Origin of the sequence: Neptunomonas antarctica (assembly GCF_001305295.1) — a bacterium.
Lineage (GTDB): Bacteria > Pseudomonadota > Gammaproteobacteria > Pseudomonadales > Balneatricaceae > Neptunomonas > Neptunomonas antarctica.
The window spans coordinates 174,782-195,978 of record NZ_LJSI01000053.1 but is presented as its reverse complement, the minus strand read 5'-3'; the positions used below and the strand labels follow the sequence as shown (position 1 = coordinate 195,978).

Annotated in this window: 18 protein-coding genes and 2 tRNA genes; 6 read left to right on the top strand and 14 right to left on the bottom strand. The window is 45.4% G+C overall.

From position 1 onward, the window contains the following. Positions 1-9: 9 nt before the first annotated feature. Complete coding sequence (locus tag Nant_RS15685; RefSeq protein WP_054342595.1) at positions 10-1,755, bottom strand: ShlB/FhaC/HecB family hemolysin secretion/activation protein; 1,746 nt, start codon at positions 1,753-1,755, stop codon at positions 10-12. A 549-nt stretch (positions 1,756-2,304) separates the two neighbouring features. Here Nant_RS15685 and Nant_RS15680 point away from each other — a divergent pair. Together Nant_RS15680 and Nant_RS15675 are read left to right on the top strand one after the other, a co-directional pair. Continuing rightward, positions 2,305-3,423, top strand: coding sequence for an ice-binding family protein (locus Nant_RS15680; RefSeq protein WP_054342594.1), 1,119 nt, complete (start codon positions 2,305-2,307; stop codon positions 3,421-3,423). Positions 3,424-3,900: 477 nt separating this feature from the next. After that, entirely contained in the window at positions 3,901-4,971 is a 1,071-nt protein-coding gene (locus Nant_RS15675) for a hypothetical protein (protein WP_054342593.1), read from the top strand. 101 nt (positions 4,972-5,072) lie between these two features. On the opposite strand, the gene Nant_RS15670 is transcribed toward Nant_RS15675, so the two are convergent. The 9 genes from Nant_RS15670 to Nant_RS15630 all read right to left on the bottom strand — a co-directional run bounded on the left by Nant_RS15670 (position 5,073) and on the right by Nant_RS15630 (position 11,457). Further along, positions 5,073-5,318: a tyrosine-type recombinase/integrase gene (locus tag Nant_RS15670; RefSeq protein WP_076495891.1), complete on the bottom strand. Its 246-nt coding sequence runs from the start codon at positions 5,316-5,318 to the stop codon at positions 5,073-5,075. A 457-nt stretch (positions 5,319-5,775) separates the two neighbouring features. Continuing rightward, the gene (locus Nant_RS15665) at positions 5,776-6,312 is read right to left on the bottom strand and encodes a hypothetical protein (protein ID WP_054342591.1); all 537 of its coding nucleotides are present in this window, start codon (positions 6,310-6,312) and stop codon (positions 5,776-5,778) included. A 300-nt stretch (positions 6,313-6,612) separates the two neighbouring features. Next, entirely contained in the window at positions 6,613-7,527 is a 915-nt protein-coding gene (locus Nant_RS15660; RefSeq protein ID WP_054342590.1) for a hypothetical protein, read from the bottom strand. Between the two features lie 8 nt (positions 7,528-7,535). Then, positions 7,536-8,414, bottom strand: coding sequence for a restriction endonuclease (locus Nant_RS15655; RefSeq protein WP_054342589.1), 879 nt, complete (start codon positions 8,412-8,414; stop codon positions 7,536-7,538). Positions 8,415-8,797: 383 nt separating this feature from the next. After that, positions 8,798-9,523: a PEP_CTERM-anchored TLD domain-containing protein gene (locus tag Nant_RS15650; protein ID WP_076495890.1), complete on the bottom strand. Its 726-nt coding sequence runs from the start codon at positions 9,521-9,523 to the stop codon at positions 8,798-8,800. A 347-nt stretch (positions 9,524-9,870) separates the two neighbouring features. Next, positions 9,871-10,050: a DUF6726 family protein gene (locus tag Nant_RS15645; RefSeq protein WP_054342587.1), complete on the bottom strand. Its 180-nt coding sequence runs from the start codon at positions 10,048-10,050 to the stop codon at positions 9,871-9,873. Positions 10,051-10,170: 120 nt separating this feature from the next. Further along, the gene (locus Nant_RS15640) at positions 10,171-11,115 is read right to left on the bottom strand and encodes a pseudouridine synthase (protein ID WP_238377167.1); all 945 of its coding nucleotides are present in this window, start codon (positions 11,113-11,115) and stop codon (positions 10,171-10,173) included. Between the two features lie 65 nt (positions 11,116-11,180). Further along, positions 11,181-11,256 (bottom strand) — tRNA-Thr (locus tag Nant_RS15635). 124 nt (positions 11,257-11,380) lie between these two features. Beyond that, positions 11,381-11,457 (bottom strand) — tRNA-Arg (locus Nant_RS15630). 386 nt (positions 11,458-11,843) lie between these two features. Here Nant_RS15630 and Nant_RS15625 point away from each other — a divergent pair. Continuing rightward, the gene (locus Nant_RS15625) at positions 11,844-12,269 is read left to right on the top strand and encodes a c-type cytochrome (protein ID WP_420798936.1); all 426 of its coding nucleotides are present in this window, start codon (positions 11,844-11,846) and stop codon (positions 12,267-12,269) included. Between the two features lie 82 nt (positions 12,270-12,351). On the opposite strand, the gene rep is transcribed toward Nant_RS15625, so the two are convergent. After that, positions 12,352-14,364, bottom strand: a complete 2,013-nt coding sequence (gene rep, locus Nant_RS15620; RefSeq protein ID WP_054342585.1) for a DNA helicase Rep — start codon at positions 14,362-14,364, stop codon at positions 12,352-12,354. A gap of 229 nt (positions 14,365-14,593) precedes the next feature. Between rep and Nant_RS15615 the strand changes: the two genes are divergently transcribed. Then, on the top strand, positions 14,594-16,273 hold the full coding sequence (locus tag Nant_RS15615; RefSeq protein WP_054342584.1) for a putative bifunctional diguanylate cyclase/phosphodiesterase: 1,680 nt from the start codon (positions 14,594-14,596) through the stop codon (positions 16,271-16,273). Here Nant_RS15615 and Nant_RS15610 read toward each other — a convergent pair. Beyond that, entirely contained in the window at positions 16,248-16,778 is a 531-nt protein-coding gene (locus tag Nant_RS15610; RefSeq protein WP_274378341.1) for a magnesium chelatase subunit ChlI family protein, read from the bottom strand. The two genes, Nant_RS15615 and Nant_RS15610, sit on opposite strands and share 26 nt — an antisense overlap. Positions 16,779-17,087: 309 nt before the next feature. Between Nant_RS15610 and Nant_RS21600 the strand changes: the two genes are divergently transcribed. Both Nant_RS21600 and Nant_RS21950 read left to right on the top strand, forming a co-directional pair. Continuing rightward, positions 17,088-17,702, top strand: a complete 615-nt coding sequence (locus tag Nant_RS21600) for a PEP-CTERM sorting domain-containing protein (RefSeq protein WP_054342582.1) — start codon at positions 17,088-17,090, stop codon at positions 17,700-17,702. A 51-nt stretch (positions 17,703-17,753) separates the two neighbouring features. Beyond that, positions 17,754-18,035: an EAL domain-containing protein gene (locus Nant_RS21950; RefSeq protein WP_082400322.1), complete on the top strand. Its 282-nt coding sequence runs from the start codon at positions 17,754-17,756 to the stop codon at positions 18,033-18,035. Here the strand turns inward: Nant_RS21950 and Nant_RS15595 are convergent. Both Nant_RS15595 and Nant_RS15590 read right to left on the bottom strand, forming a co-directional pair. Beyond that, a complete protein-coding gene (locus Nant_RS15595) occupies positions 18,030-19,556 on the bottom strand; it encodes a YifB family Mg chelatase-like AAA ATPase (protein WP_054342580.1) in 1,527 nt (508 codons plus the stop codon). The two genes, Nant_RS21950 and Nant_RS15595, sit on opposite strands and share 6 nt — an antisense overlap. 51 nt (positions 19,557-19,607) lie before the next feature. Continuing rightward, the gene (locus tag Nant_RS15590) at positions 19,608-21,179 is read right to left on the bottom strand and encodes a bifunctional diguanylate cyclase/phosphodiesterase (RefSeq protein ID WP_054342579.1); all 1,572 of its coding nucleotides are present in this window, start codon (positions 21,177-21,179) and stop codon (positions 19,608-19,610) included. Positions 21,180-21,197: the final 18 nt, after the last annotated feature.

Genomic DNA, 21,197 nt, shown 5'->3' with positions numbered 1-21,197 from the left:
ATGCTGTCCTTAAAAAGTTTGGGTTAATTGAAAATAGACCTGCGGTTCGCTGGCGGTAGGGTCGGAAGTCGGTTGTGTGTTTGCATCACGCCACGCCACACTGGTACGCAGAGTAAAACCTGCTGCACCCAACCAATTAACCCCAACCCCGTAACCGGTCAAATGCCTCGAATTATTTAAATCACCTGCTAATGGGCTGGCATTGACGCGCGAATAGCCGCTATCAATGAAACCGATTATCTGCAAACGTCCGGGAACACTTTCAAAACGTGGCAGACTGTAACGGGTTTCAGCGTTGAACAGCCAACCCTCGTCGGCACTGCCTTCACCGACCGGATAAGCACGGATAGCATTCGGCCCGCCAAAACTCATTTGTTCGGAACTGTCGATGTTTTTGCTGGCAACCTGACCGCTGAAATTGATGTACATACTGATGTCGCCCCAGATGTCGTTGTTCCAAACATCTTGAGTGCGGTTAATCTTCCAAGTAAATTTGTGATAGCCGCCAGTGGAATTTAGCGCGAGACTATCCTGCTGAGCGGCGGCTTGATTGGTAAAAGACAGACGGCCTGCGGAGAGGCTGATATACGCTTGAGTTAAGCCATTGGTGAGCAGCAGATTATCAAACGCACTGATGCGAAAAGAAAAACTCATCACATCAATTTCACGCTGATTGTAATTATCAAAGGCATTAATATCGTCTTGCAGCCAGCGATGTTCATAATGCGCCGTACCGAATAAACGAGTGTCGCGGGTTAAATATAGGGGGTGGATTAAGCTTGTGCCCAAAGTTCGCGCCATCCCGTCGGCCTGTAAAGCCTCATAGCTGCGTCCTAAACTGTAATCCAGCTGGGAAAAATTAACCGCCAAACTGGTGCCATAGCCATTAATCGGAGCATTATAATTAGCAGCCCCCATCACCGACCCGCCAGTATCCGTGGTCTGTACGCGCAGTGACAGCTGATCACCCAAGCCAAACGGGTCGTTAATGTTCAGGCTGCCGTCAAAACGGTAATAACCGGTAGAGTACAGACCATGATTATCGGTCGACACATAACCGCTCAGTAACGGGCCTTCTTTGACCTTGAGAGTTAAAGCAGACGTGCCGGTTGTGCTGCCCGCCGACAGCACAACTACGCTTTGAATACCGGGCAGGTCGTTAATTAGCAGACTCAGATGACTTGAGTTTTTATCAGTGACTAGTTCGCCGGTTTTCTTGGTGTTTATAAATCGTTGTAATACGCTTTTATTAATTCGGGTATCGCCGATTAACTTAATGGCATTGCCGTTTAAATGAGAGCTGTCTAAATTACCTTCAAGAATCACAATCTCAACAACGCCGTTTTTAAGCGATTGCGTAGGCAAATAAGCGAGTGTTACGAAATAACCGGCCTTGCGGTAAAAATCGGCAATCAAATTAGCGGCCGCTTGCAGCTCATAAAAACCAACCGGATGACCTTTGTACTTATCCAGCAGTGGCAAAAGCTGCACCGCCGTAAATTGGGTATTACCGCTCAGCAAAAAAGACTGCACCGTAATCTGTAAACCTTTTTGGGACGGCATTGGCCGGCGCTGTCGCTCAGCATTTTCGATGGTAACTTCGGGTTTGTGTTTGGCCGTTTCCGGCAACTCACGCGTTTCGCGCATCAACAATCCCGCGTCAGGAGCGGGTGCCGTTTCAGCATTAGCCAGAGAAATTGCACTAAAAAGCAATAACGCAATGCTGCTAAGGGAGTTCTGCTTAGAAAATTTCAAATATAAGCCTTTGATTTAATTATATTTAATTATTATTTTTAACGATAGCATAACGCTATTTTCATAAGACGTTAATGCGATAACATCACACGTTATCCCTTTTACTTAACGCTTCTTTTATAACCTGAGAACTCAATAAATACGGCTTCGATTTTCTGGGGTAACACTACAATGCACAGGGACTATGCATTGTAGTGTTGTCTTATCAAGGCTCTTATCTACTGGCCATACGATGCTGGTTTGTTCTTACTTGAGCGTAAGAACTAAAAAATTAATGCTATCCATCCGGAAAGGCATTTCCACTTTTGGTAAAGCGACTTCGCTTACTAATCGAATGGGGTAACGCTCTTTCAAACAATATATTTTTGGATACTCGACATCAAAAATGTTGTGACACTCTCATTATAGACATATGTGCCATTTATGACATATGTTACATCTATTGCATGTGTTTAACATTATATATGCTATATTTAACTCAGTATTATTTTAGTTGAGCTTCTTAGGATGAGATTCTCCAAATAGTAGCAATACGTAAAAAGAGTGTTTATGAAGCCTACAAAACTACTCATCCTTATCTCGGTATTCTCTGTTGTGCCTAGTGTGCACGCGCGTTTTATGCCCTTGTCAGATTCAGACCTAAGCAACCAGGCGCTCTATTCCAGTGGTGCAATAACAATGGGCGCAGGTACAACGGTTGGTGGCAATATTCAGAGCGATGCAGCAATAACGCTCGGTGCCAATGCAACTGTTGGCGGCAATGTTGAGGCCGGAGCCGCCGTAACACTCGGCGCTGATGCCGGTGTTGGTGGCTATATTCAAGCTGAAGCCGCCGTGACGCTAGGCGCTAACTCAATGCTCGGTGGCTATATTCGGGCTGGAGCGGCCATAGATATCGGCGCGCTTGCGGAGATCAAGGGTAATGTTATAGGTGGAGACCCCGCCATAGCGACCGCCGCCGTAACCATCGGCGCTGATACCCGTGTCGATGGCTATATTCAGGCCAGATCTGCTGTAACGCTAGGCGCTAATTCAATTATCGGTGGAGATGTTGATGCCGGAACCACTATAGCGGAGGGTGCAGGTGCTCAGATCGCAGGGGTCAGCACGCAATATTCTTCGAAGGTTCTTCCCCCACCTCCGGCGGTAAAGAATCAGAGAGAACTAATTGAGTCTGTGCAAAAGGAACTGAGGGAACTGGGAACGGCGACACTACTCCCCGCTCCTTTCGGGACAAACGATGAGACACTCGAAGCGGGCATCTATAGTCCTTTAAATTATCTGGCGATTGCTGCAGGCAAAACCCTCACGCTGGATGGCAAAGGTGTAGACGGCTCCTGGGTTTTCAATATCCCTAACTACCTGAGCTTCGCTGCAGACGCTAAGGTAGTATTAAAAGATGTAACCGATAACAGCAGTATTATCTGGAATATTCAGAACGGCTACACATCACTAGGCGCACGCGCGGAAGTCACAGGCTATATTTTTGCGTATAGCTACGTCCTGACAGGGGCCAACTCTCTGATAACAGGCGTAGGTGATTCTTGTGGTGGCGTGTTTTCAGCGACGAATTACATCACATTTGGCGCAGACAACGTCATCGGAGAAGAGGGGTGCGTTAGTGATCCCACAACCGAGAATCCTCCTTCAATAATTTGGTTATACTAAGTTTTATATACCGTCGAGAGATGTGCAGCCATACTTAACGCACACATGACACAAAGAATGGACTTATGATATTTTCCGCACCCGTAAAACCAATACTTAGCACTACAGCATAAGTCCGAATCATAAGTGCAGGTGGAAAATGATTTCCCGTAGAAATTCAGTATCCGCGCCCGGCAATTATCGGCCAACTATGCGCTCTTATATCCCCCTCTTGAGACATCAGCACAAAAGACACCCACGCAGCCGTATCAGATGCTTTTTCAGCCTCTTCAGGTTCAATATGAGGAAAGAATAGAGCGTAATCTCTGATTTTCGGAGTACTTAACTGTAACGCGAGAAGGTATATGTTAGATTCATAAATATTTGATTTTAATATATTTTCTCAAATTTTAGACTACAATTTTCACATGAAAACTGGCTATATTAATTACCAGTCACCGACGGACAACCAGACAAGTTTTTATAGGGCATAATAAATTGAAAATTATAAACGCGGGCGTATTGGCCTTAATCCTGCTTTCTTCCGCGACGGCCAACGCTACCCAAAGCTTTTTTAGTTCGGGAGTCGTAACGCCAAACGAGTACAAGATAGGTCAGGCGAAGTACGACAAAGATGAAATCCTGCGTCACGATCGTAAAGATGATATTGCAACTCTGTCAGAGCAAGGAAATGATGCTAAGTATTCTATGGCATTCATGCTTCTTATGCGTAAACCATATAACCCTGAGGGACTGGAAACGCAGGAGGAGCGCGAAGCAGAAGAACTACTGCAGCGGGCGATGCTGCTGGGTCATATAGACAGCGCATTAATACTCGCCGTAATACATGACGAGCACTTCGGCTATTATCTGATTTCAAATTACCTGATTCACAAAACAGGGCTACATTGCACCACTTGTGATTCAGCGATAACGCGATTTAATGCGTTAGAAGAGCCTGCGGAAAAAGAGAGTCACAAGAAAGTATTTAACCAGTGGCTAGCTAAATACGAGACGATTCAATATTTAAAGAAAACGGAAAGCTTTTTAGATCCCGAAGTCACTGATCCTCTGGAATACAAACAATTAGCGCCCGCCTATAACTATGTGGATTTCAAAGAAAAGAAACATTTAAAAAGTCCATCCTCTACTGGTTTTGAGGAACTCCATAATCTTAACTATGCGATGGGGCACATTCTTTGGGAAGGGAAGCACGACATTTTAGGGGGGAACCGCAGTGAATTTTATCGAAGAGATATGGCCGAAAACTATTGGTACAGAGCTATGCAAGAGGGGCACATTGATAGCGCGTTACAGAAAGCCCTTGTAGCGAAAGAACAATATAAAGATCGGGGTGCGATTTATCCAAAATATTTGCACGACGCTTACTTAAAGGCAAACTACCTGATTGAAGAGAAAGACATGAAATGCTCAACCTGTGTCGCGCACATAAAAGCATTCAACATACTCGACTCACGCCGCGGTATAAAAGATGCTGAGATGAGTTTTAAGGATTGGCTCAAGCTTTATAATAACTTTAAAGAAAAGCGAAATCGTGTTGAAAAGTGAAAAGCTAAGAAGACTATGAGCTAAGAACAAACAATCATAATCCCCATGAAAATGTCACGTGATAAGTGGCGTTTTTCCGAATAGCATTTCATCATATCGGCTTAACTAAGCCTCCCAGAACCGCCCAATAGCCAGCAGCTCATTGCATCAGTAGGTTTACAAGCACGCTCAGACAGCGGCATATCACGAAGAACACCTGTCTTTGTTTCAGGAATATGCAGAGCCCGGTTATTCCAGTCGACATTCTCCCATTTCACCTTAACAAGCTCACCACGACGCACGGCTGTTTCAACGGCGAACACCGCAATATTCCGGACTACCGAAGACTCTGATAAAGCCTCTAACAATAGATGCTACTCACCCTCCTCCAACCGACGATTGCGTCCAGCAGGGCGTTTAGGTTTACGCACTGGAGGAATGCCTTTAGGAAAAGGCGCGCTCCATTCTTAGGATGCTATCTTCAGCACCTTGCTGAGTAGCAACAGGCCGTGATGCAGTATCGGGCACAAAATTGACTCCAGTATGACCAAATTGTGACCAGAGCATCCGCACAGTGATTAAGCGATAAAACACAGAGAGAAAAAGAAAGCAGCGTGGTAACTGGTTTCCCTTGTTATTGATGAAGAGGGCGAGCAAGGGTGTCTACATCTGTTGATCAGGCAGTGAGCCGCAGGTTACGAGTCTGCGCCTCTGCCAGCTGAGCGTTAGTAAGGGAGGAGTAACTAGGCAGGTGCTAACTGGTGTTGATGTTTAGGGTGGATAGGCCTGATGCCGCGTTAACAGAGCTGAATAAATTGTTAGGCATTAGTGGGTAGATTCCGGACATAATGTTATGTTTTCAGAACATTGCCCTAGATATGCTTCATTTTTTAATTTTAGTAAGGATTCTGCATCCTTACTATCAGGAGCAATAAAAGACACCTCGTTTTTATTTAGTATTTGCTCTGGGCATTTAAATACACAAATTTCGCGACTATCACTATCAGAAATAGGTGTAGATACTTGGTATATAGCATCTGATTTTTCAATTTGGTAAATTCCACCCGGAAAATCCGAAACTACGGATTCAGGATATAATCCTTCCTTTAGAGCCGCTGGTGGATTAAACAGATAGAACAATACTAGTATAGCTAACGCCCCGCCAGCTTCTACTCCCAGAACTCTTATGTTAAGGAAACCAGGTAAGGATGCACCAATTAGCGCCCCACCAAGGGATGCAATCAGCCGGAGATAAAATTGTACCGATACAAAGTGTTCAGTGTATGTAACAACAAAAATAAGCGGAAGTATTATTAGTACAAACCCAGATATAAATAGAACCCAATCTTTTTTATGATTCACGACAGTCCTCCTTAACGTCTAACTATGACAATATTTACAAAGAGCACTTGCTAATAATAGTTATTATCAAGAATCCTTATAAGTCCTTCTATTTTTTTAAACTTAAATTATCATCAAATTTTTAATATGCTACAAATACTACTTAAGATTAATGCAGGCGAAAAAATGCAAAAAAATCAACCAATTGATTATTAATAACTAAGTATATAAAAACAACTAAGCATCTTAAGCAAAAGACACGCTAAGTTTTAGGCGCTATGCCTCAGTGGGTTATGCTGTGGCACTGTGATCAAAAAACACCTACAACTGCTCAAAATCGGAAGCTAATTGCGCAGTAATTACAAGCTGACTAAACCTATCTCCGATCCTGACAATAGATAGTATTTTAACAGTGTTTTCAGTGTCTTTTAACGTTGCAAGGAACACTGGTTCATAATTCCAATATCCATGCCACCCTGATTTATTACTGATGATATTGTATTTATAAACAGTTGCGTCATGAGTGCTTGTAACTCTACCTCGAAGGTAGCTTCCACCATAAGCAATAAACTGAAATGGTTGCCACTCACCTTCTGTATAATCCGACCCATCTTGAATACTATTATCCGGTGTCCAACATTGATGGATTAGCCAAGGATATTGTATTTTATCAAGTGCAAATAACTCGTTAGTGATAGATTGAACAGGGAACACCGTCATACGACAGGTCAGGCAGCAAGCAACTGGCGGGGTGTAATTATCAGTAGAAGGCGAAAGGTTTCTTTGACCAGAATCTGTATTTGATAACTTTGAAATTGCTGGTGTATTTTTCTGCTCATCTAAAGTGCTAATTGGCTTTTTACATTTGTTATTAGAATCTATTAAAAAAGCATCCTCAACCAATAGTTCAAATGCTTTGCCTCCAGCAGATTTTAGCGACTCATCATGCTTTTTCCCTTGTATGCGATTATCCACATACACCTCAACTGATCCTGTCGCGATACCAGCAACATGCACCCCCATTCTGATCATGATCCAGCCAAGTATCACTACACCTATAAACAGTAATACAGCGATACGAAACACGGCATCATTATTATTGCTTATAGCCGCTATAATAATTCCAACTATCACAACACCTACAACAACGATGAGCCCTAAAGTGGTCAGCACTCGAAACGTTTTACTAAAAACCAGTAGCAAAAGTATCAATATAATAACAATCAGGATGTGCATATAAGCGCCTACTTAATATTGATAATACTGCGACATTTGGGAAACCGAGAACACCCCCAAAACTCATTACCCGCATTGGCTCCCTGACGCGCTTTCCGTTTAACCATAGAAGATGCGCACTTTGGGCAGACCGGCGCTTCAGAGGTTGCTTCAGGCTGTTCCGGGACACTTTCAGGACTTGCTTTCTTCGCAGCCAGAATCATCTTCTTTAGCTTGACGCCATCGATGAGCCCTAGCTTCTTCCCTTTGGAAAAGGCAACGGCCTCTGCTGTGAAATAATCGGACGTGACCACAAAGCCGCCCTTAACACCGGCAGCCGCAATAACACCGTAGAGCTCACGTACAACCGAGACACCCACGCTCTTTGTCTTCCAGTGCTTACACTGTACAAAGAAGGTTTCACCGTCCTTTTTCAAGTAAACATCGACACCACCATCAGCGCCGGTTTCTCCGCCATCAATAACTCGATAGCCCAATAAACGAAATGCCTGACCCACCAATAACTCAAACTGCTGCCAGCTCATTGAATCAGTAGGCTTAGTTCTATTTTGGGGCGATACGGCAGCTTTTTGAGTGGATTCTATGGAAACGTATTGCTGAGCTAAACGACGCCCCTTAAACGCTTTAACGGCTGATATAGCAGCGCCCAAACAAAACACGAAAGGCACCAAATATTGCAGTGCCATGAGCAATGGCTGAAACATTATTCGTGTCATGTTTTGGGGTACGTAACTACCGGATTGAATCTGCGGCGTGAGCGCCTGACTGGCGTAATGATGTAAAACAAAGTAACTAATCACGGCTAAGATCAAGCTCACCCAGCAAGGCAATGTTGATGCAATATCCATAAGACCTTCAAGTGGTGAGGTGCGTCGTTTCCGTGACATACAAACATCCTATTATTCCGTGTGCACTGACTGTAGCAGACAATTTAAAAACTGCTACACATCGCGCGAGAGTAGCCCCTCAATTTCTCGTTAACCGGCACATGCACACACCTGATCTAAAAGGGTCAGCTGCGAGGCCAATTATTACCATCACCGGCAAAAGATACTGATCGATCTTTGAAAGTATATTTGCGCAGCCATATTGAGTGGGCAGGTAGCAAATTTAGTGCTTAGTGTGATCAGATTGTGACTAGACCATCCGATACAGTAATTAACGAGCAGACAAAACAAAGGGAAAACAGCGTGGTGACTGGTTTCCCTTGTTATTTATGAAGAGGGTGAGCAACGGTGTCGACATCTGTTGCTCAGGTAGCAGCCGCAGATTAAGCGGCTTTACGCTGGCGGCGTCGATTCAATCCAAGACCCATTAAGCCTAGCGAAAATAAAGCGATCGTGCCAGGTGTGGGGACTGATGCGGCGGGCGCGAAAGCGAACGTTTCCAGACTATTTACCGTAAAAGAAGCAACGTTATTTGCGTTGTCGATTATGTTTCCTAGCCCAAGATTATAAGTGCCCTGCCAATTTGAGTAAGCGTTGCCTCCTAATGTATAACTACCCCCGAAAATGTCGTGGCCCCCACCGAAAGTGGCGAAATGTGTGGAGACAGCGTAAATAGCATATACACCCGTACCCCAGTTCCCGGGCATTGATTTGTGTGTGGTTTGTGTATTTAAGTTGAATATAAAACTGTCGAAAAATCCATCTGTGCTATCGTGTTTATAACCACCACTTGTCCAGTCCAAATCGGTATATCCTCCGATCAGATAGTTTTGTCCCGCATAATTAACGTCGTAGATGGAAACCGTGGGGCCGACTCCATCAACGGCGGCATGCCAGCTAGTTGATGAAGCGCCCGTCGTTCCGTACCAAATACTATCCCAATCTAAGTCCCCTTGCCCCAACCGCCCTTCTAGCCAAGTAGCAGAAGAATTACTTAGGTTGTGACTGGTCGGGTCTATTATTCCGGCGTGTACTACTGGGGTGGCAATCGCCAAACATAATCCGCACAGAGCTAACGGCTGGAAAATAATTTGCTTAATATATTTCATTATATGGCCTCTAGGCATAGCGCCTTTATTAGTATTTTATGCATTCATCCTACCTCTTATTACGGGCACTGGAAGAATAAGTATCTCTTAATACAGACATAGCAAAATCTATGCCGCCAACCATAGGATTTGTTATAGAACAAGCACATGATTTTAAATTAGCTACTTCTTATAATTCCATAATGTAAAATTACCTGACACTTCTCAACATTACCTTCGGCTGTGGTCATTTATCCAAACTTACGGCAGAGTACTCATTACATATGAGTCGAAGTGCTTGATGACAGGAAGTTTATTAGGCGGGGTGGTATGACCGCACAACTGAATCGCAAACCATCCAAACGGCCTTACAGCGGCACCAGATCAATAGCATCAGCCGTCGTATCAATAGCAGCATCAGCAACATTACCCACCACTGGGACTATAGAAATAATCGCTCCGCCAACACGCAAAGGCACTGTCACCACTTTTGTCAAAAAACAGCCCTGTAGCGCTAACGCGAGTAAAACAATGATAAGTGGTTTCATGGGTTAACCATCCAGTTCAGATAAAGCTATTAAATGTGGATAAAGAGAAGTGGCGCCGGCACCCTTGACCACGAAACCCAGAGTCGAATTCAAAACCTACTAATAAGTCAGTTAAGAAGATTACACCCTCTCAAATGTTCCGGTTGCTAGGTTCATTGCATAACCACAATGGAATGTTCTGGGCTGCGATGTCACCGGGTCGATAAACCGTAGCTGTTGTGCCAATAGTTGCAAAGGCTGAGCAAAGTTATCGGCAGACTTAGGCTGTAATGCAGGGTAGTAGCGATCGTGTAAGATGGGCCATCCTAGCGTCTGCATATGAACCCGCAGTTGATGCGTTTTACCGGTAACCGGTTCTAACTCAAACAGGGCTTTATCCTCAAACCGATCTACGCAGCGAATCCGGGAATGGCTGTTGGCGGCTCCATCAGCCACCCGCATCAGAAAACGCGGATCAGCAGATTGCAGCCGGTTGACTACCTCCCATTGCTGGCCGCTCAAAGGCTCATCACTCTTCGTATCACTCCCCGTATCACTTCCCATATCAATTCGGGCAATCGCTTGATAGGTTTTGTTGATTTGTCGCGAAGCAAACAACTGGTGGTACAGATGACAGGTGTCAGGATTAACCGAAAATATCACCAGTCCCGTCGTGGCTCGATCAATACGGTGCACCGCTTGTAGGTTTTCCATCCCCGTTTTCAGCCGCAATCTATTTTGCAGGCATTCATTCACATAAATCCCACCGGGCGTAACGGGAAGAAAGGGAGGTTTATAGGCGACCAGAATCTCTGCGTCTTCAAATAAGATCGTTTCATTGAACGGAATCACTGGCTCGCTATCCACTTCGCGATAGTAATAGACACGCTGCTGGGGTCGATAGAGAGACTCTGAGGTGATAGCGGAACCATCATGCCAATGCAGTTTTCCGTCGATCGCCCGTTGCCGCCATATCTGGGAGTCAACCTGCGGAAACTTGTCTATCAGATAGTCGACAACAGTGATGAAGCCTGGATTGATCGGTGGCAGGGTGAGTTTAGACGGGGATTTGGCAATGGCCATCATCGAATCCAAAGACGCGACTTTATAAGTCTCATTATCGCGAGCGTGAGTAGTGTATACAGGGAAAGTGGTGCCGGCACCAAGAGTCGAACTCGGGACCTACTGATTACAAGTCAGTTGCTCTACCAGCTGAGCTATACCGGCACTGTGACCATAGTGTGACCATCCCGCTTTTTACCACTGGCTTAAGCGCAGTCTGCGCCGTTAGCTCGGGTGGATGGGGTAGCAGATTCCGTGAGGAACCATACAGTTAGCCACAATATGAAAATGGTGCGCCAGGAGGGAGTCGAACCCCCGACCAATAGGATCGGAACCTACTACTCTATCCAACTGAGCTACTGGCGCAAAAACAAGATGTTTTCAAGGGCGTAATAATACGGGGGTATTTACCTTTTGCCAAGGGACTTAGATCGATTAAGTGGTGTTTTATATCAGGCATTTAGCCATCGTTAAGAGAAATAGCTGATTTACTTTTCGCATGTAGCGTTTCATTATTGATTTTCGACGCACGATTCCTCACACAAATGTATTTCATTTCAGAGGAATTAAAGAGGATACGGCTGAAGATACAGCGCTGTAGGTCTAATTAATGCCACTTAATACACTATATAAGCCATAAGGTGCAGATAAACCCCATTTTCGTGAGGGACTTTTGTCGGTATAATTCTAATCAAATTAATTTTAATGATGCTTCCCTTGCCGCATCTACCAACTCCAATGAGGTCACCCCTGTGAAATTGACTGCTAAAATTGCTTCTGTTCTGAGTATTCTGGGTTTAAGCGTTGCGCTATCTGCCTCGGTTGGTGCGACAACGGCTGATGAGAAAATTATTGAGCGCATTAAACCAGCAAGCAATGTCTGCGTTGAAGGCGACGATTCTTGCGGCGGTGCAGTTGTTGCTGCCGCAACAGGTGGAGCACGTTCGGGTGAAGAGGTCTACACCACCACGTGTGCTGCATGTCATGCGATTGGTGTTGCCGGCGCGCCAAAATTCGGTACCAGCGACTGGACTGAACGTAACGCTAAAGGTATTGACGCTCTGCTGAAGACAGCTATCAGCGGTATTAATGCAATGCCTCCACGCGGTACCTGTATGGCGTGTTCTGATGATGAATTGAAAGGTGCTATCCAGCACATGATGGACAGTGCTCAGTAAGATTGTTTAACAAGGAAAGCTTTTAGAAAAAAGGCTGCCATGGGCAGCCTTTTTTACGTCTGTCTTTCGTTCTAAATGAGCCTTACAGATCGTCAAACATATTACGCAGACTATTGAGAGTGGCGCGGCCCCTTGCTTTGTTCACTTCCGGATTCTTTTCGCCATTACCTTCTATCTCCAGATCTTCCTGCGGTAACTCGTCTAAAAAACGGCTTGGTGAGCAGTCGAGCAGTTCGCCAAACTGTTTACGCTGTCGGGCCAGTGTAATCGTCAGCGTTTCTTTAGCGCGCGTTATACCCACATAAGCCAAACGACGCTCTTCTTCTATATCGCCATTTTCAATACTGTTGCGGTGGGGTAATAATTCCTCTTCCATGCCCATCAGAAAGACATGTGGAAATTCCAGCCCTTTGGAGGCATGAAGCGTCATCAACTGGACTTTATTAGAATCGTCGTCCTCTTCCTGACGATCCAGCAAGTCGATCAATATCAAGCGCGCGATAGCTTCTTCTATACCCGCCTCCGGATCATCTTCCTGCAGCCGCTCCAGCGTACTTTTGAGCGAATCAACTAAGAAAAACACGTTATTCATGCGCGTTTCTGCCACTTTATCACTGGAGGCATTCTGGCGAAGCCAGCCTTCATAATCGATATCATGGATCAGGTCTTTAATCGCCTGAATAGGGTCTGACTCATAACATTGGCGGTATTTCTCATGTAACCAGCGGGTAAACTGGCGCAATTTCTCGACGGCGGCGGGAGGCAGTGATTGCTCCAACCCCATCTCGTCACAGGCATCAAACAGGCTGACTTGTCGTTCTGAGGCATACTCACCCAGTTTCTGCAGTGTACTTGGGCCTATTTCACGCCGTGGTAAATTAATGACGCGTAAGAAGGCATTGTCATTGTCGCGATTGACCAGCACTTTCAGGTAGCTCATCAGATCCTTTATCTCTGCCCGGGCAAAAAACGAGGTCCCGCCCGACAGTTTATAAGGCACCTGGAACGCCTGTAATTTTACTTCCAACAAGCGTGCCTGATAATTACCCCGATAGAGAATAGCGAAATCTTTAAACGGCGTATGCTTACGTAAGTGTCGATCCAGAATCTCGCTCGCGATGCGTTCGCATTCAGCATCTTCATTACGCGTGTGAATGACGCGGATAGGATCGCCAAAACCCATCTCACTCCACAGTGTTTTTTGAAACGCATGCGGATTATTGGCAATCAAGGTGTTGGCTGCTTTCAGAATCCGGCTGGTTGAGCGATAGTTTTGCTCTAGTTTCACTACCTTAAGACTGGGGAAATCGACCTGTAACTGGTCCAGATTTTCTGGCCTTGCGCCACGCCATGCATAGATAGACTGATCATCATCACCTACCACGGTTAATGCGCCACGATGCCCGACAAGCTGCCGTACCATGCGATATTGGCTCAGGTTAGTATCCTGATATTCATCCACCAGCAGATAACGAATACGATTTTGCCAACGTTCGAGCACATCGGGGTGATCATCAAATAACTTAACCGGCACCAGAATCAGATCATCAAAATCGACCGCGTTATAGGCACGCAGGTGTCGGTTATAAGCTTCATAAGCACGCGCTGCCAATATTTCCTGTGGACCGACGGCACTGGCTTCGGCCGTTTCCGGGCTCACCATCTCATTTTTCCAGTTGGAGATAGTGTTACGCACGTAATCAACCTGATCGCTGTCTTCATCGTTATGCAGCATAAGATCTTTAATCAGCGCTTTACTATCCTGATCATCGAACAGAGAGAAGCCCGCCTTGAGGCCTAATCGCTTATGCTCACGCCGGATAATCGTCATACCAAGATTATGAAAGGTCGATACGATAAGACCTTTCCCTTTACCTTGCAGAATTTGCCCGACACGCTCCTTCATTTCACGCGAGGCTTTATTGGTAAAAGTCACGGCCGCTATATGTTTTGACTCAACTCCGCAACTTTCCACAAGATAGGCGATTTTGCGTGTAATCACACTGGTCTTTCCTGAACCCGCACCCGCTAGCACCAGTAAAGGCCCACTGATAAATTTTACGGCTTCGTTTTGTCGTGGATTTAATTTACTCATGCGTCAGGACTTTACCAAGCGATTGATATTAGACAATTATAGTACTCACAATGTTGATCTTACTGCATTCAAACACTTGTTTGACCAACATAAACTTCATGTTACAGTTGAGTGCGAAAAGTTATTGTGTCTCCATTATATACAAACTAAACATTTGATGCGGTTCGGTTCATCGCCTTTTTTAGGTTTGAAGTATCGATAATATTCAAGGATGCGGTACTTAATAAATATGCCTATTAAAATACTTATTTTATCATCTCATTCAGGGATGAGAGACATACTGGCATCCTACCTTAGCCAGCATAATTTAGCGTTGGACTATGTAGACACTATCAACGGCTTATTAATTCGCGTAGAAGAAAATATACCGCATATTATTTTGGTATACGCGGAACCAGAAATCGTGCTCAACTCTCTGGAGGCTTACACACCGATCTTTAGACATTCTTATATTCCAGTAGTTATTGCGCATCATCAAATAGCCCCGGAAATAGGAATAAAACTGCTGGATGCGTCATTTTCAGATTATATTTCCTTGTTTGATTTAACAGACGAAGCCCTAACACGAAGTTTCAGGCTGCTGATTCAGATGAAGGCAAAAAACGCTGAAATAATGTTACTCAGGCAGACTGATCTGCTCACAGATATTAAGAACCGTTCATGCTTTTATCGGATGCTAGAGAACAATCTGGCTAACATCCTGCGATGTGGCGGTGCACTGGCATTAGTCAGTCTGGATATAGATGATTTCAAAGCCTTTAATCAAAACATGGGCTATGCGGCCGGAGATCAAGTACTGCTGGACCTACGTGATCGTCTACTCAGTTGTGCCCGTTCATCTCCTGTTTTCAGAACGGACGGCGACGAGTTTGCTATTTTAGTTACAGCACCCACGACTGCATCCGTAAAAGCAGAGGTCGATCGGTTACTGGCAGCCCTGGCGGGTGTTTTATACCTTGGCTTTGATGTAGCAGGCCATAACAACATCATAGGCACCAGCATTGGGGTAGCCTTTGCGCCTGAAAATGGTGTGAATGCCGACAGTCTCACCAATCAGGCTAACCAAGCTCGCAGCAGAGCTAAACGCATGCACGGCTGTAGTTTTTCTATCTATGAACAGAGCAAAGACAGGACCCCTTCCTATCAAGGTCTGCTGGAAGCCGATATATGGACCGCACTGAAAAAGGAGCAATTTCAACTGTACTATCAGCCACGTATTGATCTGCTATCAGGGGACATTGTGGGTGCCGAAGCACTGATACGCTGGAATCATCCGGAGCACGGTCTGATTATGCCGAATGACTTTATTCCTGTTTCTGAGCATACCGGGCAGATTATTCCTCTGGGCTTTTGGGCCATCTGGCAAACAGGCCGTGATCTCAAGCAGATTAAAAATGCTGGTTTTTCTTTAGCCAAAGTCGGTGTTAATTTGTCGTTCCGGCAGTTTCAGGATGACCACCTTGTACAGACCATTCATCGGATTATTGAATCCGAAGAAATTGATACCCGCATATTCGAGTTTGAGTTGACCGAATCCGCTTTATTCAGCGATGACCAACATGTGCAGAAATGTATTGAACAGTTGAGTAAAATTGGCATCGACTTCTCGCTGGATGATTTCGGCACGGGTTATTCTTCTTTTTCTCTGCTACAAAAACTACCCATCAGCTCCCTGAAAATCGATCGCTCTTTTGTAGCACAACTCCCTGATAGCCACGATGACACAGAAATCATACGCGCGATTATCACTCTTGCGCATAACCTCAAGATGAGGGTTATTGCCGAAGGAGTAGAGACCAAAGCGCAGCTGGATTTTCTTATCAAAAACAAATGCGACCAGGTACAAGGCTATTTCTTTAGCCCACCCGTACCCTTATCCGAGTTTATGAAAATGCTGAAGGCTGATTAACCAAGCCGTCCCTAAACCCTAAAGCTTCCATCAGATTTTCGCTTTCAACCTTCTCATTTCCACTCAGATCCGCAATCGTGCGGGCAACTTTCATGACCCTATGGCACGCCCGTGCAGACAAGCCGAACCGCGTTGCGGCAGTCGCTAACAATTGTCGGTTCTGGTCAGTCAGCTGACAAATGGCATCCAGTGATTGTGCTGTCAGTATACTGTTGCGACACGACTGCCGACGATACTGCACCTGCAACGCCGCTGAGACCCGGGACGACACCTGCGCGCTGGTTTCTGCTTTGGCATTATCCAGCTTCAAAAGTGTTTCAGCGGGTAAAGCCGCGACGGTCACAAAAAGATCAATTCGATCCAATAACGGACCGGAGAGCTTTTCCTGATAACGACGTATCTGATCCGGCGTACAGCGGCACTTACCCGAACTGTCTCCGGCATAGCCACAAGGACAAGGGTTCATAGCCGCTATAAGCTGGAATAATGCGCGTGTATGAGGAATAACTTCTATACCTATTCTTAGTAACCAATAGCGAACAGACCTAGTATTAAAAGGTATCTGCTCTGCTGCGATTATTCAAAAATTGGATGCAGGAAGAATCTGTAATGGGGTAGCTATAACGAGGGATAGTAACCAGATGCACTATAATACTGTCAGCTTTTTTTACACAAATATCTAGAATAGATATGAAAAATTAGCATCACATTGATATTGTTCTTATTTTTTTAGTTGGTGTGTTTTTTGCTGTAAGGCATTTTTAGATTAAATACTCCTCCAAACACAATATCGATAAAGTAAAAGGAATAGAAAATGAAGTTTAAGATGTTAAAAGGAGCTATCGCTGGTGTAGCTTTATCTGTTAGTTGTTTTGCTAATGCTGGATTACTGACTGTTTCAGAAATAACAAATCAAACGACTGACGGTCAACTCTTTAACTTTAGTCTTAATATTAGTGATTATTTGGCTGGAAGCTCAAGTACCTTAGAAGTCATAACTCAAGGCGACTTTAACAATGGCGCAAACTCAAGCGAGAGTATTGACGTTAGTATTGACGGCGTTTCATTTGGTAATTTTGGTTTTGACTCTGCAGAAGCTTACAATGTAGTAAGTTATAATTATAATGCATACAAATTTAATTTGAATTTTTTATTAGATGCGGCTACAACTACTTCAATACTTCTGGATGATATGCTGAATGTTGTTATTGATTTTGGTGGTGGTGTTAACCCTAACTGTGGCTGGTCAAGTACAAGTAGCTGTAATATAAATAGTGGCGTTTCACCCTTTGCAGCCATAAATTATACTTACAGTAATTCAGCAAAAACCCTTACCTCAACTACAAACGTTCCAGAGCCATCAACACTTGCCATTTTTGCATTAGGTTTGATGGGATTAGCATCACGTCGACTTAAGAAAAAATCTTAATAAATAAATTATTTATTAAAATTTATTATCGACGACGGTATGCCTGAATAAATTATCAAGAGCACCTTCCAATTTGGTAGGTGCTTTTTTCTGTTCATAAAACTACCCATCAGCTCATTGGAAATCGATTACTCTTTTGTAACACAACTCCCTGATAGCCACGATGACGCAGAAATTGTACGCGCTATTATCAGTCTTGCGCATAACCTCAAGATGGGCGTTATTGCCGAAGGGGTAGAGAAAAAGCGCAGCTGGATTTTCTTATCAAAAAAAAATGCGACCAGGTACAAGGCTATTTCTTTAGCCCACCCGTACCCTTATCCGAGTTTATGAAAATGCTGAAGGCTGATTAACCAAGCCGTCCCTAAACCCTAAAGCTTCCATCAGATTTTCGCTTTCAACCTTCTCATTTCCGCTCAGATCCGCAATCGTGCGAGCTACCTTCATTACCCGATGACACGCCCGCGCAGATAAGCCAAATCGCGTCGCGGCAGTCGCTAACAATTGTCGGTTCTGATCTGTCAGCTGGCAAATCGCATCCAACGATTGTGCTGTCAGTATACTATTGCGGCACGCTTGGCGCTGATACTGCACCTGGAGTGCTGCGCAGACCCGACGCGATACCTCCGCGCTGGTTTCTGCTTTGGCATTATCCAGTTTCAAAAGCGTTTCAGCCGGTAAAGCAGCAACGGTCACAAAAAGGTCAATTCGATCCAATAACGGACCGGAAAGTTTTTCCTGATAACGACGTATCTGATCCGGCGTACAGCGGCACTTACCCGAACTGTCTCCGGCATAGCCACAAGGACAAGGGTTCATAGCCGCTATGAGCTGGAATCGTGCAGGAAACTCAGTTTGTCGTGCCGCCCGTGAGATCAGGATAGAACCTGTCTCCAACGGTTCACGCAGGACTTCTAATACTTTTCGGGAGAATTCAGGCAATTCATCTAAAAATAAAACCCCTTGATGGGCTAATGATATCTCACCCGGACGGGGATGACTTCCTCCCCCGACCAGCGCGGCGGCTGAAGCCGTATGATGAGGCGCTCTGAATGGACGCGTTCCACGACAAATGCTCTCTACCGACAATCCTGCTACAGAGTAGATGGCCGCCGCTTCAAGACGTTCTTCCTCTACCAAGGGAGGCAATAAACTCGGTAGCCGCGCCGCCAACATGCTTTTCCCGCTGCCAGGCACACCGCTCATCAACAGATTATGACCACCGGCAGCAGCAATCTCTAATGCGCGTTTCGCTTTAATCTGTCCTTTTACATCAGACAGATCATACGGATACCGCTGTTCCTGCAGGGTCTGTATTTCCGGAACAGCAGCTGGCAACTCTTTTTTGCCCGCAAGTGCGGCACAAATATCCAACAAGTGATCCGCCACACGGATATCCAGCTCACGCACTAACGCGGCTTCAGTACAATTACCACTGGGTATCCACAATGACCGTTGTTGTTTTTTACACGCCACTGCGGCAGGCAACACCCCGGTAATGCTGCGAAGCTCTCCGGAGAGCGCCAACTCACCCAATAATTCAATATTACCCAGCAAATCGGCTGGCAGCTGTCGGGAGGCCACCAGTATTCCAATCGCTATCGCAAGGTCGTATCGCCCGCCCTCTTTCGGCAGATCGGCGGGGGCTAAATTGATAGTGATGCGCCGCTGGGGGAACTCAAAACCGGAATTAATTATGGCGCTGCGGACTCTTTCCTTACTTTCCCGTACCGCCGCTTCAGGAAGGCCGACCAGCATCAGCGCAGGCAAACCCGCCGACAGATGGACCTCGACTGTAACCGAGGGAGCCGCGACGCCTAATTGAGCGCGGGTGTGAACAATCGCAAGTGACATACATCCTTCCCTGGACTCTAAAATCATAAAACACGAAAAAACGAAAATACGTTATATTTTTTCTAAAATCAGCTGTTCAAACAACAGCTCGGCACTCAGTAAACGACCAAAATAATCGCCTTGCATATAATCGACGCCCTGCTGCGACAAGTGCATTCGCTGCCCTGCAGAGAGAACGCCATCGGCTGCGAGCGCAATATCCAGATCGGCGGCCATATCGACCAACTGTTCTAGCTGTCGACGCCGTTTCACGTCATTTTCCATCGCTTGCACCAAAGAAGCATCCAATTTCAGTAACTGTGGTTCCAGCTCTTTCAATTGCTGGATCGGCGGCAAATAGTCACTTAATCCACCCAAGACAATCCCGAAACCTAAGGCTTCCAGGTCAAATAGCACGCCTTCATGATCCTGTGTTTCAATGGCATCAACTTCCAATAACACCTTATTACGCACTATCTCTGAGAGCGTCAGGCGCGTGGTCATAAATTCCATAAAGGAAGGCAATTCCAATACATCAGGTGGAATACGCACGATAACACCCTGAAACCCTTTTTCTTGTCCTAATTGTTGTAACGGCGTTTCCAGTTGATTAAAAATCCAGCTCAAATAGGTGTGCCAACCACTCTCCCCTTCCAGCATCTGTGTCAACAGATGCTCCTCTGCACCAATACAAGGCACGCCTTGTAATAAGGGTACTAATTGTGCAGCCTCAATACGATGACTGCGCACGCCGTAAACCGGCCGATAACCCAATTCAATACTGTTATAATCAGGTTTAATCAGCTGCGCTAAATCGTTAAGATTCAACGCCTTGCGCTGCCGGAGGGGATCGTACAAACGTACATCACTTATCCCCGAACGGCTCAGCGCCTTAAGTGCCTGGCTAGCCGCACCCAGCAACTCAGCCGCATCATTGGCTTGCAAGGGAGCCAGTGCGACACCGATAGAGGCGCTCAGATGAATATCGCGTTGCTCCATTCTAAAACTGTAAGAAAGCTGTTCAATCAGGCGATGCGCAACACTCACCGCCGCTTCTGCCGACTCCATATTAGATATCTGAATAATAAACGCGTCGTCATTAGCACGAAAAAGTATATCACCTTCCCTTAATGTCGAGAGTAACCGACTCGCCAGTTCTTCGATAATCGTTTCACTGCTGTCCAGACCTAACGAGTCCTGAATCCATTGAAAGCGTTCCAATCCTAACTTCAGCAGCGCCACTTGTTTGCCTGCTTTGCGGGCGCTGGCAATTTGGCCGTTAAGAGCCACTTTGAAAAGAGGTACAGGAGAGTTATCCGCGGCGCTCAGCAACGGATCGTAAAGTAGCGACTGCTTTATCGCACGCTCCACATATAAAACAAAATGCTGCGATGCCTTTACCCAGATAAGCCGGCAATCGTAAAGCGTGTGCTGATCAAACAAGGCAAGCACGGTATCGGTCTGTCCCTGTTCACGGGCATGAATAAACGCGGGTTGCAAAATATTGATAACGGCTGACGGATGAGCATCCTCCAGACGTAAACCTGTGATAGATTCAACTGAATGCCCACACAGGGCAGCGTACTCTTCCGTACTTGTTACATACTGTCCGGCTGTATCAATCCAGGCAAGGTTACATCTCATTTATCTTTACCTTTAAAC

What these genes read in the sequence shown, in the direction of transcription:
- Nant_RS15650 (WP_076495890.1), bottom strand. Translation starts at nt 9,523, where the DNA reads ATGAAATATATTAAGCAAATTATTTTCCAGCCGTTAGCTCTGTGCGGA.
- Nant_RS15655 (WP_054342589.1), bottom strand. Translation starts at nt 8,414, where the DNA reads ATGTCACGGAAACGACGCACCTCACCACTTGAAGGTCTTATGGATATT.
- Nant_RS15595 (WP_054342580.1), bottom strand. Translation starts at nt 19,556, where the DNA reads ATGTCACTTGCGATTGTTCACACCCGCGCTCAATTAGGCGTCGCGGCT.
- Nant_RS15640 (WP_238377167.1), bottom strand. Translation starts at nt 11,115, where the DNA reads ATGATGGCCATTGCCAAATCCCCGTCTAAACTCACCCTGCCACCGATC.
- Nant_RS15615 (WP_054342584.1), top strand. Translation starts at nt 14,594, where the DNA reads ATGCCTATTAAAATACTTATTTTATCATCTCATTCAGGGATGAGAGAC.
- Nant_RS15645 (WP_054342587.1), bottom strand. Translation starts at nt 10,050, where the DNA reads ATGAAACCACTTATCATTGTTTTACTCGCGTTAGCGCTACAGGGCTGT.
- Nant_RS15590 (WP_054342579.1), bottom strand. Translation starts at nt 21,179, where the DNA reads ATGAGATGTAACCTTGCCTGGATTGATACAGCCGGACAGTATGTAACA.
- Nant_RS15660 (WP_054342590.1), bottom strand. Translation starts at nt 7,527, where the DNA reads ATGCACATCCTGATTGTTATTATATTGATACTTTTGCTACTGGTTTTT.
- Nant_RS15680 (WP_054342594.1), top strand. Translation starts at nt 2,305, where the DNA reads ATGAAGCCTACAAAACTACTCATCCTTATCTCGGTATTCTCTGTTGTG.
- rep (WP_054342585.1), bottom strand. Translation starts at nt 14,364, where the DNA reads ATGAGTAAATTAAATCCACGACAAAACGAAGCCGTAAAATTTATCAGT.
- Nant_RS21600 (WP_054342582.1), top strand. Translation starts at nt 17,088, where the DNA reads ATGAAGTTTAAGATGTTAAAAGGAGCTATCGCTGGTGTAGCTTTATCT.